This window comes from Polycladidibacter stylochi (assembly GCF_001562055.1).
In the GTDB taxonomy this organism is placed as follows: Bacteria; Pseudomonadota; Alphaproteobacteria; order Rhizobiales; family Stappiaceae; genus Pseudovibrio; species Pseudovibrio stylochi.
Window position 1 is genome coordinate 19,856 of record NZ_LLWE01000040.1, and the last position, 23,467, is coordinate 43,322.

At 50.4% G+C, this 23,467-nt stretch carries 17 protein-coding genes; 5 read left to right on the forward strand and 12 right to left on the reverse strand.

Annotated elements, in window-relative coordinates; all coding sequences use genetic code 11:
• Nucleotides 1–50: 50 nt before the first annotated feature.
• The 3 genes from AYK67_RS14855 to AYK67_RS14865 are packed head-to-tail and all read left to right on the forward strand — an operon-like array spanning nt 51 to nt 5,975.
• Nucleotides 51–983: a DUF58 domain-containing protein gene (locus AYK67_RS14855; protein WP_068088543.1), complete on the forward strand. Its 933-nt coding sequence runs from the start codon at nt 51–53 to the stop codon at nt 981–983.
• Between the two features lie 38 nt (nt 984–1,021).
• On the forward strand, nt 1,022–3,859 hold the full coding sequence (locus tag AYK67_RS14860) for a DUF4159 domain-containing protein (RefSeq protein ID WP_068088546.1): 2,838 nt from the start codon (nt 1,022–1,024) through the stop codon (nt 3,857–3,859).
• Nucleotides 3,860–3,872: 13 nt separating this feature from the next.
• Complete coding sequence (locus AYK67_RS14865) at nt 3,873–5,975, forward strand: hypothetical protein (RefSeq protein ID WP_068088549.1); 2,103 nt, start codon at nt 3,873–3,875, stop codon at nt 5,973–5,975.
• A gap of 260 nt (nt 5,976–6,235) precedes the next feature.
• Here the strand turns inward: AYK67_RS14865 and AYK67_RS14870 are convergent, their stop codons facing one another.
• Together AYK67_RS14870 and AYK67_RS14875 are read right to left on the reverse strand one after the other, a co-directional pair.
• Nucleotides 6,236–6,736, reverse strand: a complete 501-nt coding sequence (locus AYK67_RS14870) for a GNAT family N-acetyltransferase (protein WP_068088552.1) — start codon at nt 6,734–6,736, stop codon at nt 6,236–6,238.
• 360 nt (nt 6,737–7,096) lie between these two features.
• Nucleotides 7,097–7,570, reverse strand: a complete 474-nt coding sequence (locus AYK67_RS14875; protein WP_206597548.1) for an NUDIX domain-containing protein — start codon at nt 7,568–7,570, stop codon at nt 7,097–7,099.
• 152 nt (nt 7,571–7,722) lie between these two features.
• On the opposite strand from AYK67_RS14875, the gene AYK67_RS14880 reads away from it, so the two are divergent.
• Nucleotides 7,723–8,634, forward strand: a complete 912-nt coding sequence (locus AYK67_RS14880) for a metallophosphoesterase family protein (protein WP_068088555.1) — start codon at nt 7,723–7,725, stop codon at nt 8,632–8,634.
• A gap of 4 nt (nt 8,635–8,638) precedes the next feature.
• Here the strand turns inward: AYK67_RS14880 and AYK67_RS14885 are convergent, their stop codons facing one another.
• From AYK67_RS14885 to AYK67_RS14930, 10 genes are all read right to left on the reverse strand, one after another.
• The gene (locus AYK67_RS14885; RefSeq protein WP_068088558.1) at nt 8,639–9,286 is read right to left on the reverse strand and encodes a hypothetical protein; all 648 of its coding nucleotides are present in this window, start codon (nt 9,284–9,286) and stop codon (nt 8,639–8,641) included.
• Between the two features lie 363 nt (nt 9,287–9,649).
• Nucleotides 9,650–11,821 carry a flagellar biosynthesis protein FlhA gene (gene flhA, locus AYK67_RS14890; RefSeq protein WP_082735866.1) on the reverse strand — a complete coding sequence of 724 codons (2,172 nt, stop codon included), beginning with the start codon at nt 11,819–11,821 and terminating at the stop codon, nt 9,650–9,652.
• A 71-nt stretch (nt 11,822–11,892) separates the two neighbouring features.
• On the reverse strand, nt 11,893–13,278 hold the full coding sequence (flbD, locus tag AYK67_RS14895; RefSeq protein WP_068088564.1) for a sigma-54-dependent transcriptional regulator FlbD: 1,386 nt from the start codon (nt 13,276–13,278) through the stop codon (nt 11,893–11,895).
• A gap of 38 nt (nt 13,279–13,316) precedes the next feature.
• Complete coding sequence (fliN, locus tag AYK67_RS14900) at nt 13,317–13,592, reverse strand: flagellar motor switch protein FliN (RefSeq protein ID WP_244266935.1); 276 nt, start codon at nt 13,590–13,592, stop codon at nt 13,317–13,319.
• A 65-nt stretch (nt 13,593–13,657) separates the two neighbouring features.
• A complete protein-coding gene (locus AYK67_RS14905; protein WP_068088567.1) occupies nt 13,658–14,374 on the reverse strand; it encodes a FliH/SctL family protein in 717 nt (238 codons plus the stop codon).
• 60 nt (nt 14,375–14,434) lie between these two features.
• Nucleotides 14,435–15,499: a flagellar motor switch protein FliG gene (gene fliG, locus AYK67_RS14910; RefSeq protein WP_068088570.1), complete on the reverse strand. Its 1,065-nt coding sequence runs from the start codon at nt 15,497–15,499 to the stop codon at nt 14,435–14,437.
• 4 nt (nt 15,500–15,503) lie between these two features.
• Nucleotides 15,504–17,162: a flagellar basal-body MS-ring/collar protein FliF gene (gene fliF / locus AYK67_RS14915; RefSeq protein ID WP_338012340.1), complete on the reverse strand. Its 1,659-nt coding sequence runs from the start codon at nt 17,160–17,162 to the stop codon at nt 15,504–15,506.
• 496 nt (nt 17,163–17,658) lie between these two features.
• The gene (gene sciP, locus AYK67_RS14920) at nt 17,659–17,934 is read right to left on the reverse strand and encodes a CtrA inhibitor SciP (protein ID WP_068088576.1); all 276 of its coding nucleotides are present in this window, start codon (nt 17,932–17,934) and stop codon (nt 17,659–17,661) included.
• A 128-nt stretch (nt 17,935–18,062) separates the two neighbouring features.
• Complete coding sequence (locus AYK67_RS14925) at nt 18,063–18,722, reverse strand: flagellar hook assembly protein FlgD (protein WP_068088580.1); 660 nt, start codon at nt 18,720–18,722, stop codon at nt 18,063–18,065.
• Nucleotides 18,723–18,737: 15 nt separating this feature from the next.
• Nucleotides 18,738–21,275: a flagellar hook-length control protein FliK gene (locus AYK67_RS14930; protein ID WP_068088583.1), complete on the reverse strand. Its 2,538-nt coding sequence runs from the start codon at nt 21,273–21,275 to the stop codon at nt 18,738–18,740.
• Nucleotides 21,276–21,781: 506 nt separating this feature from the next.
• On the opposite strand from AYK67_RS14930, the gene mnmA reads away from it, so the two are divergent.
• Complete coding sequence (mnmA, locus tag AYK67_RS14935; RefSeq protein WP_068088587.1) at nt 21,782–22,972, forward strand: tRNA 2-thiouridine(34) synthase MnmA; 1,191 nt, start codon at nt 21,782–21,784, stop codon at nt 22,970–22,972.
• Nucleotides 22,973–23,467: the final 495 nt, after the last annotated feature.

Below are 23,467 nucleotides of genomic sequence, written 5' to 3' on the forward strand. Positions count from 1 at the left end.
CCAATTGTACTGGCACCACTCCTTCGATAAGTTGAAAGCGCAATAAACCCATGCCATTCCTTTCTGCCAGTTCAGCAAAAGCACAGCAAGGCGATCGCTACGACAATTTCGCTGCCCACACCATCAATGCTCAACAGCTGGCAGCACGTCTGCCAGACCTGCTCATTAAGGCGCAAAAAATAGCAGCAACGCTGACCGCTGGCTGGCATGGTCGCCGCCGCTCGGGACCGGGCGAAACCTTCTGGCAATTCCGCCCCTTTATGGCAGGAGAAGCTGCCAACAGCATTGATTGGCGTCGCTCGGCCCGCGATAACCATTATTACGTGCGCGAAAAAGAGTGGGAAGCCGCACAAACCCTGTGGGTCTGGCCAGACCTCACCCCCTCGATGGCCTACACCTCCTCAAAACAGCACATGGACAAAGCCTCACGCGCCATTGTACTTGCGCTTGCGCTAGCCCAATGCGCCGCCCGCAGCGGCGAGCGGGTCGGTATTCCAAGGCTCACGAGTGCAAAAACCGGACACAGCGCCGCTCAAAATCTGGCACAGGCTTTAATGCGCACCCTGCAAAACAGCACAGATAATCAACGTCAGGCCCTTCCCGAAACCGGTATGATGAAACCACAAAGCCAATGCGTCATCATTTCAGACTTTCTTGACCCCGTTGCGCAAACACAAACATGGCTACATGCGACTGTTGCCAAAGGTGTTAAGGGCCATCTGCTACAATTGTTAGACCCAGCCGAAGAACAATTCCCGTTCGCAGGTAGAACAGAGTTCACCGATCCCGAAACCGGCACCCGCCTGTTATCAGGCAAGGCCCAAAACTGGCAACAAGCCTATCAAGAACAAATCACCCGGCATAAACAGCAGTTAAGGCAACTTTGCACGCGCTCTGGTTGGGCCTATACACTACACCACACCAACACCAGCGCCAGCACGCCCATGCTATCTTTGTTCGCCCAACTGCAACAAAACACGTAACCAAAACCCAAACACAGAAGAACAGGAGCTATAACAAAGTGTTAGCCTCATTATTACCCATCAGTTTCACCAGTTACTGGGTACTAAGTGCTTTCATTGTGTTACCTGCCCTGTGGTGGGTGTTGAAAGCAGTACCGCCACTCCCAAAGCAAGAGAGTTTCCCCCCCCTACGCCTTCTGGCAAGCCTGAGAAAAACCGAGGAAACTCCCGCCAAAACTCCTTGGTGGTTGCTATTGTTGCGATTAACCATCGCCGCGCTCATCATCCTTGCCTGTGCCGGTCCTATTTGGCAGCCATTACCTCCAATGAACACCGCGAGTAAAGGTCCGCTTTGGCTACTGCTCGATAACAGCTGGGATGCCGAGCCAAACTGGCCACAGTTTCAAAGCACCGCGAACGCTCTCATTTCTCAGGCAGCCGCTGAAAATCGCCGTATTCTTCTCGTTCCCCTTGCCAATACCCAAACCACAGGCCTTGCCTTGCAAGACGCCCAAAGCACCCGTGAAAAGCTCAAAGCCCTTACCCCATACAGCTGGAATGCCGCCCTTGAGAATTGGCAGGGACCATTGGCAAGCGAGGCGAAAACAACACCGCCCGCCGCCATCTACTGGCTAGCAACGCCCACACAAAAGCGGGGGGATGAACAGCTTTACGCGCAACTTAAAGCACTTACCCCAAGCAGCCTAACCATTTACACGCCGCAAAACGCGCCAATGGCGCTCACCAAAGCCATCAATACAGCCAATGCCCTCAGCATCACAGCCTTGCGCATGCAAATGCCCACCCAATCACTCACACAACAACGCACAACCCTTTATGCCTATGATAAAAAAGGGCACAGGTTAACCAGCGCTCCCCTTGTGTTCGAAAGCGGTGAAACAACGGCAACAGCACAGATTAAAGTGCCGGTTGAGCTCCGTAACGATATTGAACATATAACAATTGCACATCAAAACACCGCGGCAACAACGTATGTTCAAGACTATTCACAACAGCGCAAACGCCTCGCAATTTTCTCCGGAACTTTTGGTAATAGCCCGCAACCATTATTGTCACCAGAGCATTATCTAACCAAAGCATTAGCGCCAAATAGCGAAATCGTAACCAGCCGTGTCAACAACCTCCCCGGTGCAATCGACGATGTGCTCTCAAAAGGCATTTCGGTTTTAATTTTGGCTGATGTTGGCAATTTACCTCCCAACGCTCATAATAGCCTAAAAGGATGGGTGCAACGTGGCGGCACCCTACTACGCTTTGCAGGTCCACGGCTGGCAAGCGATGCCGATGATCTAATCCCAGTACAATTACGCCATGGCGGACGCATGCTTGGCGGTAGCCTCACATGGAGCAAACCGCAATCACTCGCATCTTTCAATAGAAACGGTATCTTCGCTCCCCTCACACTGCCGCAGGACATCACAGTCACTGAGCAAGTACTGGCAGAACCGGGCCCGTCATTGACGCAAAAAACTCTGGCCTCCTTGGCCGATGGCACCCCTCTGGTCACCAGCAGTCCCATGGGCAACGGACGTTTGATCCTGTTTCACACCACAGCAGATACCAGCTGGTCCAACCTGCCCCTTTCCGGTAGTTTTGTTGCCATGCTTGGGCAAATCGTTAAAACCAGTGGCACCATACCATCAACCGCAAACAGTGGTGCACAGCAACAAAGCTTATCTGGCAACAAAGCAGCACCAACGAGCAACCAAAACCAGTTTATCCGCGCTCAAAAGCTTGTTACGTACCAAGGTAAACTTCGCCTTCCAGCCAGCGAGCCAACACCTGTGACTGTGCGCCAACTGCAAACCCAAAGCGCTTCACACACCATGCCCCCCGGCCTCTATGGCAACAATACCTATCAAAAGGCCGTCAATTTGTATGAAGGTGCAACCGCGCTGTTACCCAGCGCATTGGCAACCACACCAAACTCAAAACCCTTTCCTTCACAAAATGCCCTTCCATTACAAGGTTGGCTGTTGGCGCTTGCCCTGTTGCTTTTGTGTATTGATAGCTTAATAACGCTGTGGCCAAACTGGCAACGTTTTTCCAAAGCAGCGCTACCAATACTCGTTTTCATGCTTTTGCTTTTACCCGCCCCCTGGCAAACACCTGCAAACGCCAACGAACAAAACGATACTTTCGCACTCGATGCCACGCTGGATTCCCGCTTGGCTTTTGTAAAAAGCGGCGATGATACGTTGGATGCAACCAGTCGTGCCGGACTGTATGGCCTGACCCGCATTCTCACCCGCCGCACCGCACTAGAGCCGGAGGCGCCCGTTGGAGTAGATTTAGAGCGAGATGAACTGGCCTTTTTCTCGTTCCTCTATTGGCCGGTAACTGAGAACGCACCCATACCCAGTGCGCAAGCCATGTCGCGTATATCCACCTTTATGAATGCCGGTGGTACCATTTTATTCGACACCCGCGATCAAGGCAGCTCGTTCCAAGGCGCGGCCCGTACACCGGCGCAGCTCAAACTACAACAAATCCTTAGCACTCTGGATATTCCCCCCCTCGCCCCCGTGGCACAAGGTCATGTCCTCACCAAAACCTTTTATTTGCTCGATAATTTCCCCGGTCGCTTTACCGGCAGCCCCCTATGGGGCGAAGCCACCGCACAGGCTACAGCAAACACCACAAACAGCGGCAATGCAGATGGTGTCTCGGCCCTGCTCATCACCGCCAACGACATGGCAGGGGCTTGGGCAATGAACAATGATGGCAGCTATATGTTCCCAACAGTGCCAAACGATCCCATTCAGCGCGAGCTTGCCTATCGCGTTGGCGTGAATATTGTCATCTACACCATGACAGGGAACTACAAAGCCGATCAAGTTCATATTCCCGCGCTGTTACAGCGTCTCGGGCATTAAAGGGGGAAATGATATGGAATGGACGCTCACTTTCGCCCCTCTCCTTAGCCCGCAACTTCTTTGGCCCCTCGTAGCCAGCGCCGCCCTGATAGCACTACTTGTGCTCATCACCCGCCGCGCAGCAGGCCTATGGCGTGTACTGGCGCTACTGGCACTCACCCTTACTCTGTTCAATCCAGCATTGGAAAACCGCGAGACGAAACCGCTCAAAAGCGTTGTTGCACTCATAACCGATGCCAGCGCCAGCCAACAGCTTTCCAGCCGCGAACAGCAAACCGAAACCACCCGTAAAGCTTTACTCTCCCGGTTGCAGGCGCTCCCCGATCTGGAAATCCGTCAAGCAACTCTAGAGCCAGGCACCAGCAGTGCGAACAATGGCACCCGCCTGTTTTCAACGCTCAAGCAACAGCTTGAGGATGTACCGGAAAATCGTATTGCCGGAGCTATCCTTATCACCGACGGCCAAGTGCACGATGTCCCGACTTCAATAAAAGAGCTGGGCTTTAACGCACCGGTGCACAGTTTCATTACCGGCCAGAAAAACGATTTCGACCGCCGTATTGAAGTAACTGCCGCGCCGCGCTTTGCTTTGGTTGGCTCGAGCCAGCAAATCAAGGTCACCATGCATGGCGAAGGCACCCCACCCCTAGGCGAACCCGCCCAAGCCCGCCTGATACTGCGCCAAAATGGCGAAGAAATCAGCAATGCCACCATTAACACCGGCACTACTCTCACCCTTCCGGTCGAAATCCTTCATGCAGGTGAGAACATCTTCGAGCTGGAGGTGGAAAGCAGCAAAAACGAGCTGACCCCGCTCAACAACCGCGCCTTGGTAACAATCGAGGGCATTCGCGAAAACCTGCGTGTGCTGCTTGTTTCCGGCTCACCGCACGCGGGCGAGCGCACATGGCGCAACCTTTTAAAGTCCGATGCCGCTGTAGATCTGGTCCACTTCACCATCCTGCGCCCGCCAGAAAAGCAAGACAGCACCCCCATCAACCAGCTTTCGCTTATTGCCTTTCCTACCCGTGAGCTGTTCTCGCTCAAAATCAACGAGTTCGATCTGATTATTTTTGATCGCTACGAGCGCCGTGGCGTTTTACCCTCACTATATTTCGAGAATATAGCCGAATACGTCAAACAGGGCGGCGCAGTACTGCTAGCAACAGGGCCAGATTACGCCAGCCGTAAATCACTTTATAAAACACCGCTAAAAGCCATTTTACCTGCCGCCCCCACTGGAGAGATTTTCGAGCAGCCCTTTAAACCGCAACTCACCAAAGTAGGCGAGCGCCATCCCGTCACCCGCAACCTGCCCGGCGCACCCTTTGTCATTGAAGGACAAAAAAGTCATGAGCAGCCAGAGTGGTCGCGCTGGTTCCGGCAAATCGGTGCCACGGTCAAACAAGGGGATGCTATTATGAGCGGAGCTGAAGGCCAGCCACTCCTCATCCTCTCGCGCGTGGAAAAAGGCCGCGTGGCCACGCTGTTGTCAGACCATGTCTGGCTTTGGGCACGTGGGTTTGAGGGCGGCGGCCCCCACCTACCCTTACTTCGCCGCCTTGCCCACTGGCTGATGCAAGAACCGGATCTAGATGAAGAAACACTCCGTTTAACGGTAGATGGCGAACAGATAATCGCCCAAAGACAAACCCTAAAAACCGAACTGCCACCGCTTACAATAACAACGCCAAAAGGGGACGAGCGAAAGGCAGAGCTACAACAAAACAGTAACGGTACATGGCAGGCGCAGTTAGCAATAAGCCAACCCGGTCTTTATAAAGCGGTTAATGGCCAACTCACTGCCATGGTGCATGTGGGCCCGCCCAACCCGCTGGAATATAAAGAGGTTATCGCCACCCAAAACAAACTCGCCCCGATTATAAGCGCCAGTGGTGGTGCGCAAATCAATATTTCTGAAGTGGGCGAGAGCCTGCCCACCCTCACAATGGTACAGGGCAATCAATTCACCGCCAATGGCCGTTGGCTGGGCCTAAAAAAAACCGATGCCAGCGAACTGCTCGGCATCAAACGCCTGCCCCTCACTACCGGATTTTTCATCCTAACCTTACTTCTAGGGCTGGTCACATTCATGTGGTATCGCGAGGGGCGGTAAATGGCTTTAAAATGGCCATGTTTAAGGGAATACGATTTGCATTGCCAAAAGCCTAAAAATGGGGCATACGCAACATGAAAACGGCTCTACATCGTATCCGTATTTAAGACCCTAGCAAGGGCCGTAGCATCAATAGACGATGACAAATCCTGATGTTACGCAGCTAATGGCCCTCTCAGGAGGGCCTTTGTCATTTTTTGAGACCTTAAAGATAGTTTTTTAGTTTTATAAGACCCAAGCCAGTGACTCATTAACCGTATTCACCCAACTTTTACCTTACGCACCTTGCCCTGCGGAATAGGGCCGCCATTTGGCAAGTGCACCAGTATCCGGTTCGGGTCCACAGGTCCGCCTAGGCCAATTTGGCCAATAGGAACCTGTGCGTAGCCATGCGGGCCATAATAGGCATAATCGCCCACCAGCAAAACCGCACTCACACCACGTTCCTTTGCAGCCATATGGGCCGTATGCAACAAAGCCCGCCCAAGCCCCTTGCTTTTATAGGGCGGACGCACCGCTAACGGCCCCAGTAACATGGCTGCTTGCTCGCCAATCGTAATGGGTGTTAACCGCACTGATCCGGCAATCTCGCCATGAATAAGACCTGTAAAGCTAAGCTGCATGTCGCAAGCAACGCCCTCGCGCAACCGCGCTGCTGTGCGCACAAACCGGCCAGGACCAAATGCTTCCTCTTGAATATGCTCAATAGCAACTGCGTCCTGCGCTTCTTCCGCGCGTATAAACCAACATGGATTTTTCATAAAGCTGACCTGGAAATAATAATCAGAGGACACCATCACTCTGACCAGGTCGTTCGCAGCTAGGAAGTGCGAGGCGAGGACACAAGATCAAAACGACGGCACAAAGCACCACGCGAGAGCTTATCTCGCGCGCTCATTCGTCGTCGTTGTTCAAAGTGTTTGCTCAACTCTCGATCCTTTAAATATGCCAGTTGGAACCATGCCAACTCGGCATTTCTACGCAATGCTGCATATCACAGCTCCAAGTAGAGGTAAAGCGGCATTACAAACAGGCGCTTTAGTTTCACTCACCAACACTTAAGTATCCCTCAATTTCTTTAGTACACGCTTGAAACGATATTTCACTGTAACTATAATCACTTACCATATGCTATCATAGGGGCCATCCCCTGCCAGTTCCAACAAACGCTGTTGTGTCGCTCGCGTAATTCCCTTTGGCAAAGCATTCAATGCAAAAAAGCCTGTCTCGGCTATTTCTTTAGAAGGGCGCTGCCATGTCGAATCAATGGCGACGTTATTAGCTTGATATAAAGCCACATGATCCCGCCCTGTCCCTCTACGATTATTGAGGTAAACCGCTTTCAATTGTAGTGGTTCGTCCGTAATGGCTCCGCATTCCTCAAATAGCTCTCGCCGTGCGGCATCTTGAAGGCACTCTCCAAGGTCCACCCCGCCACCGGGCAGATACCAACCTGTCAAATAAGTATGGCGCACCAGTAACACTTCGCCATTTTGATTAAACGCGGCAATGCGTACACCAAGTGTCATCGCCCGCCTCAAAAGCGCAAGGCTTTGTACCACTTTGGTTATCAAGCGCCCCCATATTCCTGCCAATTTCTACCCCCAATTCTCATTGTAAAAAACGATAGCCACCCCTGAAACAAAGCAGGCCAGCACCCATATATGCATCCTATTATTTTTGTGCATTAAAAAATACTCGTCTTTAAAAGGCTTGACCCGATCATTGAACTGGCAATGATGCCTTTATGTTTACGCTCGCCCATTTTTCCGATCCGCATCTAGCTCCACTGCCTCCAGTAAAAGCACGTCAGCTGTTCTCCAAGCGCGTGTTGGGCTATCTCAATTGGAAGCGCAACCGTGGGCGCAAACTCACCACTTCGTATTTAGAGGCGCTAATCGCCGACATGCTGGCCCAAAAGCCCGAACATCTCGCATTAACGGGTGATTTGGTAAATATTGCCCTGCCTGAAGAGTACATCACCGCCAAGCATTGGTTACAATCTATTGCAACGGGCGATATGCTCACCGTTGTCCCGGGCAATCACGATGCTTATGTCCCTGGTGCGCTGGCAAAAGCAACAGAGCACTGGGCACCCTATATGCGTTCTGATGGTCAAAACCAGCAAACGGCCCCGGTGTTTCCACTCATGCGCCAGCGAGGGCCGCTTGCCATCATCGGCTTATGTTCGGCCAAAGCGACCGCACCGTTTATGGCCAGCGGGCATATTTCCAAAGCACAGCTCACGGCTCTGCCACATTACCTGCAAGACGCCAAAGCACGCGGTTTGTTTCGGGTGGTTATGCTGCACCATCCCCCACTGAAAAACGCCACCAGCATACACAAACGCTTACGTCATGCAGAAAAACTCCAGGAAATCCTTGCCCGCGATGGCGCAGAACTGATCCTGCACGGCCACACCCACTATGACACGCAAATGTCACTGCAAGGGCCGAACGGCCCCATTCCGGTTATGTGCGTTCCATCTGCCTCCAACGGGCCGGGGGCGCATAAACCGGCTTGCGGTTATAATCTCTATCAAGTAAGTGGTAGCGCTTCTTCATCGTGGCAGTGCCAACTCATCAAGCGCAGATATCATACACAAAGCCAGGCCATAACAACCCAAGAGGAAATTGCACTTAATATACCAATGGGTTAAAAAATTATTGAGCGCCGAAGTAAAACAGTACAGCCACAGCTAATCCCAATGCTCCAGTAACAAAACCAATCAAAAAAGAAGATAATCCAAAACCCATTCTTTCAAGTTTCTCTTCTCTTGGCTTCTTCTGTTTTTGGGCAACCTTCTCGGGCAATACAGCTTGTGCCTGCGGGCTTGGCTTCTCCTCTTCCTGCTCTTGCACCAAAACACCGCGCATTTTTGCAAGCAACACATCACTATCCAACATACGCTCGCGCTCAATTATGCGCTGCGCAATATAGTGGGTTATGCAATCGGCCATATCATCCAGATTACCACTTTCTAGCAAAACAACGCGTCCTAGTCGGGTATCCTTCACAAACCGGTAAGTACTATGGTTGCGTGCCATCACCACGTGGGCGGTCATATCAATCCACAAACGCGGCTGGCTTCCCCCCATTATTTTTAGGGCAAACTGCTGGTCATTCTCGGGGATTTCCCGAAAAACATCCTGTAGCTCTTCGCTTAAAAGTTCCAGTCGGGTGCGTTCATTTTCCTGCAAATCCAGCACCGCATCACTTTGCTCCATTTCCTTAACGCGCACGCTGCGAATAGCCTCGCGTAAAGAGCGTACTTTAGCATGCGGAACAACATTATCCCGATGGTCAGACATTAAAAACTCCAAAAGGTCAAACGCCCCGATAGCCCGTCACCCATTACAAAAGGCGTATCTTCAAAAAATGCCGACTTTCAAGTAAATCTGGCTTGAAAGCAAAAAGGCAACACACCCATCAATTATACAGGCCGGCTACATCTACAACGGATGCAAACTCACTATAAAACGATCGCATTTACGAGAGCACCGTAAATTGCAAAACAATTACTTAAGGCAACTATAAACTTTTTACGCAAAAAGTATTCCTTTGCGCCACGTCATCCACTAACAACTATTGTTGCATGGTTAAAAAAGTCTACCCTATTCTAGGGTGCGTTTAAATTAATTTATAGCAACACCACTAATTCCCACGAAAACCAATTAAATACTCGTTATGGTTTTCAGTTTGGCTTTTGGGTGAACTTCGTTCTGGCTCATAACAAATGTTTGGGGCCGGAATCGCTCTACAATGGATCGCACAAACGGGCGTGATTGCGCCGAGCACAACAGTACCGGCACCTCGCCTTGTGCGCTGGCTTGTTCAAAAGCATCGCGCACCAGCATCACAAACTCTTGCAGTTGAGAGGGAGGCATAGCCAACACTTTTTCCTCACCCTCGCCCACGGTCGATTCAATAAACGCGCTTTCCCACTCTGCACTTAAACTAATCAGTGGCAAATACCCGTTGGGCGATTGGTTGGCAGCACATATTTGCCGTGCCAGCCGTGTGCGCACATGCTCGGCAATCTGGTTGGGGCTGCGATATGAGCCAATGGCATCGGCAATACCTTCCAATACCGTTCCCAAATCACGAATAGAAACCCGCTCCTCAAGAAGTGCCTGCAAGACCCGCTGGATACCGGAGATAGAAATTTGAGCCGGAACCAAGTCTTCTACCAGTTTCGCTTGTTCTTCGCGCAGCTCCTTGAGCAGCAGCTGTACATCCGCATAGGTCAACAACTCGGAAATATTCGCCTTAATAATTTCGGTTAAATGGGTCGAAAGCACCGTCGCCGGATCCACCACCGTATAGCCCAACAAACTGGCATCCTCGCGGTGTTGTGGTTCCAGCCATGTAGCAGGTAGGCCAAAGGTCGGTTCTTTTGTTTGTACCCCTGGCAGCTGAACCTCTCCTCCTGTTGGGTCCATCGCCATAAATTGCCCGGGGTATAAGGTGCCGCGCCCGCTTTCCACCTCTTTAATCTTGATTATATATTCATTGGGCTGCAACTGAATGTTATCCAGCAGCCGAACCGATGGCATAATAATGCCCATATCTGCCGCCACCTGACGGCGCAGCGCTTTAATCTGTGCGGTAACCTGGTCCGTTTCCTCCGCATTGCGCCCGTTTATAATCGGCAGCAACGCATACCCAAGTTCAATACGCAAAACATCCATTTTCAAGCTATCTGCAATAGGCGCTTCCGGTGGCGGCTTGGGCTTGTCGGCAATTGCTTTTTCCGCCACTTCTTTTGCTTTTTCCGCCATTTGCTCCTTGGTTACCTTACGCGCAAAATAAGCGGCCCCGCCAGCAAGCGCCAAAAACGGCACCATGGGAATACCGGGTAATAGCGACAGTACAACCATCACAAACGCCGACATGCCCAGCGCCTTGGGATAACCGGTAAACTGCTTCATCAACTCACGGTCGGCAGAGCCTTGCAAGCCAGCCTTGGAAACCAGAATACCGGCAGCGGTTGAAACAATAAGCGCTGGAATTTGCGAAACCAGTCCATCACCGATGGTCAAAAGCGTGTAGTTTTGCGCCGCATCGCTAAAGCTCAACCCCTTTTGCGCCACCCCAATAATCATGCCGGCAATAATATTGATGAAGGTAATCATCAAACCGGCAATGGCATCACCGCGCACAAACTTGTTGGCACCATCCATAGCACCAAAAAAAGTAGACTCCGCCTCAAGCTCTTGCCGCCGTGCCCGCGCCTGTTTTTCATTAATCAATCCGGCAGAAAGGTCGGCATCAATCGCCATCTGTTTACCGGGCATAGCATCCAGCGTAAAGCGGGCAGAAACTTCCGCAATCCGCCCCGAACCCTTGGTGATAACAATAAAATTAACAATCACCAGAATGGCAAAAACAATAATCCCGATAACAAAGTTGCCCCCCATGACAAAGCTGCCAAAAGCGGCAATCACACTCCCGGCGGCCTCTGGCCCTTCATGCCCATGACTTAAAATCAAACGGGTCGAAGCCATATTGAGCGCCAGCCGCAACATAGTGGCAATCAGCAAAACAGTCGGAAAAGATGAGAACTCCAAAGGCTTATGGGTAAACAGGCCTGTCATCAAAATCATGACAGAAAAAATGATTGAAACCGCTAAAAACAAATCCAGCATTATGGCCGGCATCGGCATGATGAGCATCACAAGGATAACCATCACCCCAAAGGCCAAACCCAGATCGCCATTTTTGATATGGTCAATAAATTCGTTGAGCGCACCGCCGGCACGCCCGGAACGGGCCGTGCCATCCGGCAAGCCATCAGCAGCACCATTAGCCCCTGCTTGTAGCTCTTGCCCCTCGACCTCACTCATGACCATCTAACCCCAAGTTCAAATGCCCTTTTTCACAAAACACATGCATTCAGCCAAGCCAACGCCAATGCCTACGGCGCACGAATGGCAGCTGGTGCTTCTCGGCGGCTTTCCCCTGGCTGCGCCACCTCAACCCCTTCCTGCACATAAAGGTTCAGCTTATTGCGTAAGGTTCGTATTGAAATGCCAAGTATTTTGGCAGCATGCGTACGATTGCCAAGACAATGGTCAAGTGTGTCTAAAATCAAATCCCGTTCCACATCCGCAACGCGCCGCCCAACCATCGAGCGGGCCATGGCTTCAGCTGTACTGGCAGCAACAGCAACTGCATTCGAAGCCGCGCACGGTTTTACCGGCGCACCATCCGGCATTAAAATGGCGTCAACACCAATCTCGCCGTTTTGCGCCAGCAGTAATGCCCGGTGCATGGTGTTTTCCAACTCCCGCACGTTGCCCTTCCACGGGTTGCTTTGCAAAACCGCTTCCGCCTCTTTGCTAATGGCTAAAGGCTGCATACCGTTAGCCTTGGCATAAATCCCAACAAAGTGCTGCGCTAAGGCGGCAATGTCTTTTGGTCTTTGCCTTAAGGGCGGTAAATGCAAATTCACCACATTCAAGCGGTATAAAAGGTCTTCACGAAAGGTCCCTTCTTTCACCGCTTCACTCAAATTACGGTTCGTTGTCGCCAAAATACGAATATTCACAGGAACCGGCTTGCTGCCACCAACGCGGTCCACAACCCGCTCTTGCAGCACACGCAACAACTTGGCCTGCAAGCGTACATCCATCTCGGAAATCTCGTCCAGCAGCAAAGTACCGCCATTGGCCTCTTCAAACTTGCCAATGCGCCGCGCCACCGCACCGGTAAACGCCCCTTTTTCATGGCCAAACAATTCGCTTTCCAGCAAATGTTCGGGTATGGCGGCGCAATTAATCGAAACAAAACTGTTCCCTGCCCGCCGCGACTGGTTATGAACAAAGCGCGCAATTACTTCTTTACCGGAACCAGACTCACCACTAATCAAAACCGAGGCATCCGAAGGAGCAATTTGCTTTGCCAAAGCCACAACGGCGCTCATCGCCTCGTCACGATAAACCATATCGCTTTGGTCTTGACTAACGGCTGCCAGCACGGCTGCAATCAATTCTGGATCAGGCGGCAGAGGAATATATTCTTTCGCACCCGCCCGTATGGCATTCACAGCAGCACTTGCATCTGTATTGCCAATACCACAGGCCACAATCGGCACAGCCATGCGCTCTGCTTCCATGCCCAAAACCAGCTTGCCAATATCCTCGCGCACATCCACCATTAACAAGTCGGCCCCGTGGGCACGCAGGGCCTTCATAGCACGCAAACCGTCACTCGCATGGGTCACACTTGCCCCGCGCTCCATGGCAATTTTGCTCGCACTTGTCAGCTGCCCGTCAAGTCTACCAACAATTAACAGCCGCATCTCTCACCCTTCCCCATGCCAAAACCGGTCCTTGCTCGCTACTTGTCGGATTTAATAATCTCGGTCATGGTCACACCGAGTTTTTCTTCCACCAAAACAACTTCACCCCGGGCCACCAGCCGGTCATTAATAAAAATGTCTATGGCCTCACCCACTTTACGATCCAGCTCCATCACGACCCCTTCGTCAAGCCGAAGCAAGTCGGATACCTTCATTTTCGAGTGCCCTAAAATGGCTGAAATTTGTACCGGTACGTCAAATACGGCTTCAAGGTCCGCAGCATTTTTCGTCGTAGGAATTTCGTCTTCAAACATTTTGCCAGGGCGGCTACCGCCTTCAAGCTCATGGAAAACCACACCATGTTCCAGATCATCCCCGCTCATAACTGCTCCTCATCATGGCCGGGTATGCTTTGGCTCATCGCCCCGTCCGTATCCCCGTTACTTCGTGCTTCAAAATAATTGGCTATAGCTTTTTCTATCTTGGCAAGGTTCATCGCCATATCACGGTTAATGCCGCCCTCGGGCCACTCAATACGGCAGTTGCCTTGTTGCATACCCTCAACGCCAAGCACCTGTAAGCGCCCCTCAAAGCTGTGTCGTGCCACCAGTTGATCGGTAACCTGCGCCAACTCCTCGGCATCTTCTTGAGGTAACATCACCACCAGCGAAGGTGTTTTGCGTAAAGGTGCCAAACATGCAGTTAAAAGGGCAACCACTTCCCCAATAGGTTCACGTGCGACCAGGTGCTCGCATAACTTTCGCGCCACAACAATGCTCAGTTCTGCGGCTCGTTTTTCTTGTGCCAGCAGCTCCGCATCCAGCTGCACCAGGCTTTTGCGCACAATACCCTCAAGCTTGTCAGCAAGCGCATCCACATGCGCCTTATGTGCCCCGCTAAGCCTCTGCTCCGCTTCACGTTGCCCCTCAGCAAACCCCTCGCTACGCGCCTGCGCCAACAAGGCTTCGTGTTCCTTTACGCTTATCATCGGCTCGGCAACCACCATCACCGGTTCTTCGTTTATCTCAGGCGCAGAAAAATCTGTATCAAACAAAAATCGCGCAGGAGTTACGCCCTTACGCAAAACACTCACCATAACAGCCACCTCGAAACAGCAGGTGGCCCAGCAACAACATCCAATAGGGATAGGCAAGCTTTAGTAGACAAACTCATCCTCCCCTTTCTTTTTGCTGATAGAAATTTCACCCGAAGCCGCCAGTTCCTTGGCTTTGCCCACCATGGCAGATTGCGCCTCGTCCACCTCGCGTAAGCGCACAGGCCCAAGTGTTTCCATATCTTCAATCAGCATTTTGGCGGCACGTGCCGACATATTGCTGGTGAAAAATTCAATGGCGATCTCATTGGCACCCTTTAGCGCTAAAGCAAGCTTATCCTTCTCGATAGTGCGCAATAAAGTTTGACAACTCGCCGCATCCAGCTTTAACAAATCTTCGAAGGTAAACATCATATTACGGATTTTCTGGGCCGACTCGCGGTCATCTTCTTCCAGAGCAGTCAAAAACCGGACTTCCGTTTGCCGATCAAAATTATTGAAAATCTCCGCCATAATCTCGTGGCTGTCACGCCGGCTGGTCTGCGAAAGGTTGGACATGAACTCAACGCGTAATGTCTGCTCCACCTTGTTCAAAATATCCTTTTGGATAGATTCCATCTTCAGCATACGAGTAACAACTTCGAGCGATAAATCCTCTTGCAACAGCGAAAGCACCCGCGCAGCATGCTCGGGGTGGATTTTTGTCATCACCACCGCAATGGTCTGCGGATATTCATTCTTCAAATAATTGGCGAGAATTTGCTCGGGCACATTGGAGAGCTTCTCCCACATATTACGCCCGGCCGGACCGCGGATTTCCTCCATGATCTGGTTCACCCGATCACCAGGTAAAAACGAGTTCAACAGTCGCTCGGTCACATCAACGTTACCGGTCAGTGCACCATTGGTCGAAAGCTTCTTTAAAAAATCAACAAACAGCTCCTCCAGCATTGCCGGAGTTACAGGCCCAAGGCTCGCCATAGCCGCCGAGACCTCGCGCACCTCGATCTCGTCCAGCCCTTCCCAAATACGTTTGCCGTGTTCTTCACCAAGCGCCAGCAATAAAACCGCAGCCCGTTCGGCCCCGCTCAAGCGCCGGTCTTCACCACTGGCACTGAGCGTTAATCCACTGCTGCTATTGCTCACATGTTCGCTTTGCGCATCCATAAATTCAAGCCGCTTCGTTAATCCAGCCACGAACGATGTTCACGGCTTCCGTTGGCATTTCATCGATCATATCGCCAAGTTCTTGGATTGATTTTGAGTGCAATGCTGCCTGAATACGCGCATCATCCACCCACCCTTCTTTATGCATGCTAGCAGTATCAAGAGTACGCTGGGTGGCCCCATCAGCGACACCGCCCCCGTCAACGCTGGTCAGTCCCGCTTCACCTGCCACCTGCCCGCTGGCCGTCTCCATTTGCGGCCCGGTGAGCAATGCTTGCGGCTCCGCACTCTCGTCGGTACTTAGAATACGTTTCATAAGCGGGTTCACGGCAAACAGCAGCATTAACACCGAAATCACCAGCAACACGCCCAGCTCCGCAAGCCGCATGATTTCTTCATGGGTAAAGTCAAACATACCCGGCTCATCATCAAACACATCGCTCGAAGGTGTTTCGATAAACCGCAGGTTAATAACTTCTACCTTGTCGCCGCGCCGCTCATCATAGCCCACAGCGGTACGCACCAGCTTAGCAATACTATCCAGCTCCTCTTGCGAGCGCGCCTGGTAAACCTGATCCCCTTCACTATTGGTGACATAAGTACCATCCACCAGCACGGCCACAGAGAGCCGTTCCAAACCACCGGCTTCGATAACTTCGGTCGATGTACTCTTGGAAATCTCGTAGTTAATGGTTTCATCGCTCACACTCGAGCTATCCTCACGCCCGCTGTTGCCATTGCTACCTTCAGCATTTGGCAACAGATTGGAAACACTCACAGTGCTATCACGCATACCATTGCGCTGCGCTTCTTCGCGGCTCTGGGAAGAACGCACCACCTGCCCGTCAGGATCATATGTTTCTTGGGTTTCGGTTTTAGAGTTCAGGTTCAACTCGGCAGCAACACGCACCCGCGCCCTACCGGCACCCACCACATTGTTCAAAATATCTTCAATTTGGGTCCGCATGCGGTTTTCAAGCGCCATGCGCCGCTCATCCATTTTGGCCGAGCCAAGCACACCGTCTTCCTCACCGCTTCCGCTTGCCAGCAGCGCACCGCGTTCATCCACGATAGAAACATGCGCGGGGTCAAGCCCTTCAACGGCCGATGCCACAAGGTGTTGAATAGAGCGGATCTGCTCGGCATCCAGATTACCCCGCACCTTCAGCACAATCGAAGCTGTGGGCGGCTCCCGGTCACGCTGGAACAGTTGCTTTTCCGGTATCACCAGATGCACCCGCGCATTCGATACCTGGTTAATGGAGCGAATGGTACGCGCCAACTCACCCTCAAGCGCGCGTAACAGGTTTATATTTTGCACAAAGCTCGTGGCTCCCAGAGTATCGCCACGGTCAAATATCTCGTAGCCGATCCCCCCGCCAGAGGGCAAACCGGATTCAGCCAAACTCATACGGGTTTGATAAACCACCGCTTGCGGCACATACACAGCAGAGCCATTGTTACGCAGCTCGTAAGTTGTTCCCGCACCATCCAGCTGCGCCACAATCGCGCTCGTGTCATCAACGGTTAAGTCGGTATACAAAGGCACCAGCTGCGGCGCGGTCGCCCGCATAATAATAAAAGCAAAAACACCAATAAGTATGGTGGCCATCGCACCCATGGCACCAAGACGCGCAGGACCAAGCTTTTTAAAAAAATCCAAGAATCCAACCACGCTCGCCGCCCCCGTGTGTTGCCGTCGTCAAACCTTCTAAAATGTTCGAAATACCCGCGAGTACCCCTACCCGCGCATTACCTAGGCAGCTTCTGCCGCACCAACTGCTTTGTTACTAGGTAATTTTTGCCTGTTATAAAGTTAATTTATGCTTAACGCACTAATTAAAATGACCTAACGAACAGAAAAGTTTCGTTAAACTCTTGACTCAACTTTTCCGTTTAGAATCAAATGCAGTAGAAAAATCATCGGAAAAACTATATTTATCTAATAATATCATAGGGGTAACAAAGAGACTCAGCTCAACATTTCAAACGCCTAACGTAAAGTATCCCACCTTGCTTGCCTAAGCCAAAAAGCGCACATTGTGCACTAACTAAAACTCTAAAAAATGAGAATTTATAATCTTTTGGCAAGTTCACAAAAGAAAAGGGAGCGATAAGTACCGCTCCCAAATCAAATCAATTGCAATAATGCATTACCACTAGTTACGGTAGTCCTGCACTTTTGTTGCCCTGAGCCCTGCCAACCCATGCCGGTCTATAGAGCTTTGCCATGACAAATACTCCTCAACCGTTAGGGTATAGCGCGAACAAGCTTCCTCCAAAGAAAGCAACCCGCCGCGCACAGCAGCTACAACCTCCGCCTTGCGGCGAATAACCCAGCGTTTTGTCGAAACCGGCGGCAAGTCGGCAATGGTAAGCGGACTGCCATCCGGTCCGATGACATATTTTGCTCGTGAACGTATCTGTTCGGCCATTCTACTCTCACACAATTCATGACCAAGCTTGTGTGTGAGAATAGCGCAAGGCACTTAAAATTTGCCTAAGCCTCTCTAAACAATTCAGTAAGATTCGTTACCGAAATTTCTTGGTGAAATTAACCTTATTAGACACTACTAACACTCGTTAAATTACCAACTGGTACATTAACACCACCAATTTTTAGGTTAACATTACCACTCGTAAAGTCCACCATATCCACCACACCTTTAATCTGTGTTGGTATCACAACTTTCTTACCGTCACCCGTTGTCTGCGTAATCTTGATTGTGTAATTGCCATCGGCCACAGCTGCGCCGCCATCGTTGGTTCCCGGCCATTTATAGCTGCCCTTACCGGTTTTGAGCGCAATGGTTTGGCGCGATATTAAAGCACCTTTACTGTCGTATACCTCAGCCAGCGCATCACCACTTAAGGCCGTTTCATAGCCCCATGTAATGCCATCACTACCTTTAGGCATCGTGTCCCCTAATGCGGTCACTTCTTTACCAACATAGTTAACGAACTGACTCGCACTTTGCGTTTTCATTTGCACCAAAAGCTTATCAAGGTTTTTATTAGAGCTAATTTGTTGCTCTACCATGGTGTATTGCACCAGTTGATTCGTGAACTGAGTCGCATCCATAGGCTTCAGCGGATCTTGATTTTGCACCTGTGTCGTCAACATATTCATGAACAAGTCGTAACTTGCTGCTATTTTCTTTTCACTTGCAGCGGTCGTTGTTTGTGTGCCGCCACTTGCAGCCAAATCAGAAATACTAGCCATTTTTCACTCTTATAATTACACCAGTCGGTTCAAACCCGATTGCAAGTTGCTTTCGCGAGGCAACGACCGTGCCACCTCGTCTTTTTCAATCACAGCGCGACGTCCACCTTGCGAGGAAAAGTCGGTCTGTCCATGCTCACTTTGGCTTTGCGCAAATGCGTTTTGCCGCTCGCCCTGCCCTTGCCCCAATGAAAATTGTAGTTCTGTCTGCCCTTGCCCATATCCCGCATCTTGCAAAGCTTTTGCCAATGCCCGCTGGTCACGCATCAAAAAGTCCAGCGTTTCGCTGCGTTCCACAAACATATGCGCTTTCACACGGCCATCCTTGGTAAATTCGAGCGAAACATTCACACTGCCCAGTTCTGCCGGATGCAGTTTTATTTCAAAACTGCTCGCCTTACGCTGTAATTGCCGGGTAAATTCTGGCCAGACCACCTGCGAAATTTGCCTTTCGGCTGCAACCTGCGCCATTTGTGCGCCAACAGTACCATGGCCACTTTGCCCATGACCATGTAAACCAGTCACGCCACGGCCAGCAAAATCACCGCTAAACTCTCCCTCGAAAAAGGCATCACCATCCCTCACATCCAATAGGGGGCTATGCGCCTGCAACAGTCCGCTTGCCTGCCCGGCAATCATACTTGTTGCAAGACCGCCCGCCTGTTGGCGAGACGAAGCAGCGTTACCTTGCCCCGTTTTAGCATCAGAATTTCCACCGCTCTCGCCCTGCCCCGATAGCTGACGCTGCATAACAGCGCTATCCTCCCCGGCATCAAGCGAATCTGGCGCATTTCCATGCATCAACGCTGCAGGCACGGGCGTATTGGGCTGTGCGGTTTGCTTAACAAGCTGCTGGCTCTCTTGCGCTAAATGACTTTTTGCCCCTTGCAGCACAACACTATCTTGGCTGGCCTCTATCACTCCTTGTGCATCAGGGCGCTGTTGACTGGCATGCGCTTTAATGTGAGTGGCTAAAAACGCGCTCTCACCAGCAAACCTCGGGCTTCTTGATGACAATAAAGGCTTATCCGCACCCGTTTTTATTCCTTCGCCCAGCTGCTGACGATCAACTTCAACTAGCGGCTCTGTTTTTGCTCGTACCTTAGCCACTTCAGGTATGGCCAATAGTTCACTCAAACTACGTTGGCCGTTAACTCGCTGGCCATGAACCGCCCCGTTGCCACCATTCACTTCTAAGGCGTTCGCCACGTCAGACACCTGCCCCATACGACTTTGATTAGCCTGCGGGCTTTGTGTCATTTTCCCTTGCTCCAACAAGGAGGGCAGACTGTTCCCTTGTACGGGCAAACTTACACGCCAATCGAGCTCCCGTGAAAAACTATGATCAACCTTCCCGGTCTGCGCGTGTACACCGCTCATTTCTAAAGCAATGCCTTGCATGCGATGGCTTTCGTTCATGATCAAAGAACTGTTACCACGAGGCACAGTTTCAACCGCATCATTTGCTTTTGAAACTTCTAAAGAACCGGGCTTTTCAGCGCGCCCGCTCTGTAAGAGCCCATCAACATCAAACATCGATTGCAACGCACCATGTGCATGAATTTCTTTCAGTCCATGATGCGGTAGTACTGGCATTTCAGGTCTTGCGGGCATTTTTGGCAAAGCTCTTGGTAAAATCGTAGAACCCGCTTCTTGCGCAAACGCAACCAGCTCATCCTGACCCGAAGAGATAACAGAAGCACCATACCCCGTTTTTGATACCAGCACATTTTGCAGTGTCGCAGTACTTTTCGGAACCGCAACAGCATTTGCCGGCAAACGACCTCCATCATCAACAGCGCTTTGAGTGATGTTCTGTACATTTGTCGAGGGTGCCATTTTCGGCGTCCCTTCCGCCAACGGTGATTTCAATCCATTATTCGCCAGTGATGTGAGGCTCAAACTCCGGCCCACCACATCTCGTCGTTTTTGCATCACATTTGCATCAGTTTTGAAGCCGTTTTGAACACTTTTAAAACCGATAGGTGCAGCACCAGTTACACTATGGTGCAACACAAGCTGTGCACCATCATCTGCAAGTGCATTAGCGGGCATAAGACCGTTCGCGCCAGTATTGACCGGCGAAAGCAAGGAAATATCATTAACGACTGAAGAAGTATTTTGGTTATTTTGCAGCAGGTTAACATCAACATTGGCCCATTGACCTGCCATGTGAACCGGCAAATTTGCCGCTTGTTTAATCCCCAAAGTCTGACCACGATTTATCGCTGGCTCAGTGGTATTAACCTGCGTACTCAGCAGCGCACCAATAAAAGCACTGTTCTCAATGCCATTCTCAACAGGGCTATCAACCTTTTGAGCACCATCGACCTTGTCTTCGATAACACTAGAAACTGTTGAATCTAAACTCAAAATCTGCGCAAAACTAGCGCGGTTTTCACCAGAACCGAGACCGCTTACACCCCTACTATCAATAGCAGTGTTTTCAAATAGCGCCCCCGCCTCGCCAAGCGGGGATACATCGCCGCTTCCAGCTGTCCGCAGCGCACCACCAGAAATCAATGCCAAAAAATGAGCGCTCGTCTGCACCATAAAAACCCCTGAACCATGACAATCCAACCCAGCCGCGCAATAATGATGGGCCAGGACAAACTTCTCATGCGTATCAAGCAATTTCCTTGCCAACTACAAAAATATAATAAAATATTGTTTTTATTGATCTTTTTAAAAGGCATTTTAAAATGCGATAAGTCATCTAGGCAACTATTGCCCCACAATTAAAACCCTAAGGGAAATTACGGTGCGCAAAAAGTGCTCTCTCTCAACCGACAGGTCAGCAGTTCGCTGGTGCGTAACGATAATAAGTCGCAGACGCAATAATTCGGCATGCAAACAACACAGGGGATTGAGAGCAGCAATGTTTTTCGCTATATTCCGCCATGCATGCGCCATTAATCAGCCAGTCATGCATAATCTCGTTCAGCAATCATCTGAAATCGAGATGAAAAAACAGTAAGTTAATCACCCACGACATATTGTGGACGTAAGGTTGCCCTAAAACAGCTAAGGTATTCGGCAACTCATCAGGACCTTGAAATATGCTAAACAGCCTTGGCCTCCCCGGCCGCCCCGAAGATACTCGCGTAGTCGTTGCCATGTCAGGTGGCGTAGATTCTTCAGTAGTGGCCGGACTGATGAAACGCCAAGGCTATGATGTTGTTGGTGTTACACTACAATTATACGATCATGGCGCAGCTGTACAAAAAAAGGGAACATGCTGTGCGGGACAAGATATCCACGACGCACGCCGTGTGGCCGAACGCCTCGGCATCCCGCATTATGTGCTGGATTATGAATCCCGTTTTCGTGAACAAGTCATCGAACGCTTTGCCGATAGCTATATAAATGGGGAGACACCTATCCCCTGTGTCACCTGCAACCAAACCGTAAAATTCCAGGATCTTCTTGAAACCGCAAAAGACCTTGGTGCCGACGTTTTGGTCACCGGCCATTATGTGCGAACGAAGGTTATTGGTAATCAACAAGCGCTCTACCGGCCCGTGGATTTGGACCGCGATCAAAGTTATTTTCTTTTCGCAACCACTCAAGAGCAGCTAGACTTCCTCCGCTTCCCGCTTGGCGGCATGACCAAGCCACAAGTGCGTGAACTGGCAAGAGAATTTGGCCTAGAAATTGCCAACAAACACGACAGCCAAGATATCTGTTTTGTACCAGAGGGCAAGTACACCGACGTTATTGCAAAGTTACGCCCCCATGCAGCCGAAGAAGGGGATATTGTACACGTCGACGGCCGCGTTCTTGGCACTCACAAAGGTATCATTCACTATACAATTGGTCAGCGTCGTGGCATCGGCATCTCTGCCAATGATCCGCTCTATGTTGTGCACCTTGATGCCGATAATCGCCGCGTAATCGTTGGCCCCAAAGAGGCTCTAGCCGCACATAAGCTGTTATTACGCGGAGTTAACTGGATTGGCCCGGGAAATCTGGAAGACATCGCCGAAGACGGCATGCACGTCTATGCAAAAGTGCGCTCCACGCGTCCGCCAACAAAAGCAGTTATCCGCCACAAAGACGGCATCACAACTGTTGAATTAATTGAAGGTGAACAAGGTGTGGCTCCAGGTCAAGCCTGCGTATTTTTTGAAAACCAAACCGAAGAATCTCGCGTACTTGGAGGTGGATGGATCCAACGTGCCGAAAAAGACGAAGCATCAGAACAAGCGCTTTTCCAGTTGCTTGGCAAAAGCTGGGAAGCAGCGCACTGACAAACAACTATTCACGCTACAACTGTATATATAGCGTCCAATAGAGCCCTGATATCTGCTCAATGACACATGAGAAAAATATCATTGAGCAGATTTAATTCATTTCATGGCTTTTCATAAAATATTTATTGAGCAAAATAAATGTTCTTCCCCCCTAAAGGGACCTAGAGTTACATTTGCATAATCTTAAACATTGTCACACAATGAAATTATCAGGACGCAATATAAAGACAATTTTAAGTAAAATGTCCTCATAATCTCCAAATGTGCAAACCAATCCTTGCAGTATAGTATATATCTTCAAATCAAAAGAACTTCTAGGGTGAAATCAACATCATGTAATATGTATTCGTAGATAAAATATATTATCCCTACAATAATAATATAATATCAACGCAACTATTTCAAATATATATATTTTTAATATTATATAATAAATATTTAAATGGCAATATTACGCATGTAATATAAAGTATTTATACCGATTTAATTATT

Bases quoted from the DNA above. Each gene is read 5' to 3' on its own strand.
- AYK67_RS14855 (WP_068088543.1), top strand. From the start codon at position 51: ATGCCATTCCTTTCTGCCAGTTCAGCAAAAGCACAGCAAGGCGATCGC.
- AYK67_RS14865 (WP_068088549.1), top strand. From the start codon at position 3,873: ATGGAATGGACGCTCACTTTCGCCCCTCTCCTTAGCCCGCAACTTCTT.
- AYK67_RS14870 (WP_068088552.1), bottom strand. From the start codon at position 6,736: ATGAAAAATCCATGTTGGTTTATACGCGCGGAAGAAGCGCAGGACGCA.
- AYK67_RS14880 (WP_068088555.1), top strand. From the start codon at position 7,723: ATGTTTACGCTCGCCCATTTTTCCGATCCGCATCTAGCTCCACTGCCT.
- AYK67_RS14885 (WP_068088558.1), bottom strand. From the start codon at position 9,286: ATGTCTGACCATCGGGATAATGTTGTTCCGCATGCTAAAGTACGCTCT.
- flhA (WP_082735866.1), bottom strand. From the start codon at position 11,821: ATGAGTGAGGTCGAGGGGCAAGAGCTACAAGCAGGGGCTAATGGTGCT.
- flbD (WP_068088564.1), bottom strand. From the start codon at position 13,278: ATGCGGCTGTTAATTGTTGGTAGACTTGACGGGCAGCTGACAAGTGCG.
- fliN (WP_244266935.1), bottom strand. From the start codon at position 13,592: ATGTTTGAAGACGAAATTCCTACGACGAAAAATGCTGCGGACCTTGAA.
- AYK67_RS14905 (WP_068088567.1), bottom strand. From the start codon at position 14,374: ATGGTGAGTGTTTTGCGTAAGGGCGTAACTCCTGCGCGATTTTTGTTT.
- fliG (WP_068088570.1), bottom strand. From the start codon at position 15,499: ATGGATGCGCAAAGCGAACATGTGAGCAATAGCAGCAGTGGATTAACG.
- sciP (WP_068088576.1), bottom strand. From the start codon at position 17,934: ATGGCCGAACAGATACGTTCACGAGCAAAATATGTCATCGGACCGGAT.
- AYK67_RS14925 (WP_068088580.1), bottom strand. From the start codon at position 18,722: ATGGCTAGTATTTCTGATTTGGCTGCAAGTGGCGGCACACAAACAACG.
- AYK67_RS14930 (WP_068088583.1), bottom strand. From the start codon at position 21,275: ATGGTGCAGACGAGCGCTCATTTTTTGGCATTGATTTCTGGTGGTGCG.
- mnmA (WP_068088587.1), top strand. From the start codon at position 21,782: ATGCTAAACAGCCTTGGCCTCCCCGGCCGCCCCGAAGATACTCGCGTA.